At 73.5% G+C, this 1,877-nt stretch carries 2 protein-coding genes; both read right to left on the bottom strand.

Annotated features, from left to right (window positions below; all coding sequences use genetic code 11):
- Positions 1 to 104: 104 nt before the first annotated feature.
- Complete coding sequence (locus tag E1166_RS30375) at positions 105 to 1,304, bottom strand: pyridoxal phosphate-dependent aminotransferase (protein ID WP_132343230.1); 1,200 nt, start codon at positions 1,302 to 1,304, stop codon at positions 105 to 107.
- 30 nt (positions 1,305 to 1,334) lie between these two features.
- On the bottom strand, positions 1,335 to 1,877 hold a 543-nt coding region (locus tag E1166_RS30370; protein WP_243710604.1), incomplete at its 5' end, for an MmpS family transport accessory protein.

Here is a 1,877-nt window from a genome sequence, read left to right as displayed (position 1 = left end):
CCCGGTCCCCCGCCCGCACGTTCCGTCAGTGCGGGCAGTGAGCCGGCTTCGCGAGCCCCACGCCGCGAACGAGGGCGACACGGGTCCGAGCCCGGCGGGCCGGGTCAGCGGGTCTGCCCCGCCAGGTCGCGTAGCCGGTCGACCGCCTCGGTGAGCACCTCCGGCCGCTTGCAGAAGGCGAACCGGACCAGCCGCCGGCCGGCTTCCGGGTCGTCGTAGAAGACCTGGGTGGGCACGGCCACCACCCCGCAGCGCTCGGGCAGCGACCGGCAGAACTCCACGCCGTCGCGCCCGCCGAGCGCGGTTACGTCGGCGGTCACGAAGTACGTCCCCTCCGGGCTCAGCACGTCGAAGCCCGCGTCGACCAGGCCCGCCACGAGTTGGTCGCGCCGCCGTTGCAGGTCGTCGCGGAAGCCGGTGAAGTAGGCGTCGGGCAGACCCAGCGCCACGGCGACCGCCGGTTGCAGCGGCGCGGCGTTGACGAAGGTGAGGAACTGCTTGACCCGCAGCACCGCCGAGACCAGCCTGGTCGGCCCGCTGACCCAGCCGATCTTCCAGCCGGTGCAGGAGAACGTCTTGCCGGCCGAGGAGATTCGCAGCGTCCGCTCCCGCATCCCGGGCAGGCCGGCCAGCGGCAGGTGCCGGCTGGCGGCGTCGGTGAAGACCAGGTGTTCGTAGACCTCGTCGGTGACCGCGTAGACGTCGTGCTGCTGGCAGAGTTCGGCGATGAGGGCCAGTTCGTCGGGGGTGAAAACCTTGCCGGTCGGGTTGTGCGGGGAGTTGAGCAGGACGAGCCGGGTCCGGGGCCCGAACGCGGCGCGTAGCTGTGCCGGGTCGAAGGCGTACCGGCCGGTTTCGTCGGGGCGCAGGGTGACCGGTCGCCGCACCGCGCCGGCGAGGGCGACCGAGGCGGCGTACGAGTCGTAGTAGGGCTCGAAGCAGACCACCTCGTCCCCGGGCTCGCAGAGCGCCAGGATGCTGGCGGCGATCGCCTCGGTGGCGCCGGCGGTGATCACGATCTCCGCGTCCGGGTCGTACGCCAGGTGCCAGAACCGGCGCTGGTGGGCCGCGACCGCCGCGCGCAGCGCGGGGACACCCGGACCCGGCGGGTACTGGTTCTGCCCGGTACGCAGCGCCTCGGCCGCGGCGGCGAGCATCTCCGGCGGGCCGTCGCTGTCCGGGAAGCCCTGCCCGAGGTTGACCGCCCCGGTGCGGACGGCGAGCGCGGACATCTCGGCGAAGATGGTCGTCCCGAAGGGACGCATCCGGGCCACGAGCGGGTCGACATCGGGAAGCGTCGTCACGCCGGTCAGCCTACGGGCCGGCCGGCCCGGTCAGCTGGGCTGGCAGGTCACCTCCCTACCCGGCTCCCCGACCTGCGTCACCGGGGCACGGTCACCGATCCGGGCCGTGCAGCTGAGGGCACCGTCGCCGTCGCCGGTGGCGATCACGATCACCCGGTTCGGATCGTCGGTGCGGATCTTCTCGCGCCACGGCAGCCGCACACTCTCCAGTCGGATGAAGTCGCCGTTGGCGTCGTAGTACTGGATGTCGCCCCGGCCGGTGCCGGTCACCTCGTACGACACCGGGTATCTGCCGGGTCCGCCCGACGGGGTGGTGGCGGGCGTCGGCTGGCTGGGCGCGGCCGGAGTCCACGAATCCTGCTCGTCGTAGCCGTCGTGGTATGGATCCTCGGCCACCGGCTCCGAGGCGTACCGCTCGAGCAGGACGCTGGCCGCGCCCAGGCAGGCGCAGATGCCGAGGGCGAGCACGGCGACGACCGCGATGACGATGCCGGCCACCCGGCCGCCACCCGAGGTGGAGCGGCCGACAGGCGGGCGTCCGGGGTGGGCGTACGGCGGCGGGTACCCGGGGTG

Source organism: Micromonospora sp. KC213, from assembly GCF_004348325.1.
GTDB lineage: Bacteria > Actinomycetota > Actinomycetes > Mycobacteriales > Micromonosporaceae > Micromonospora.
Note: the sequence above shows the minus strand (reverse complement) of the source record. Positions and strands in the feature narration are given on the sequence as shown.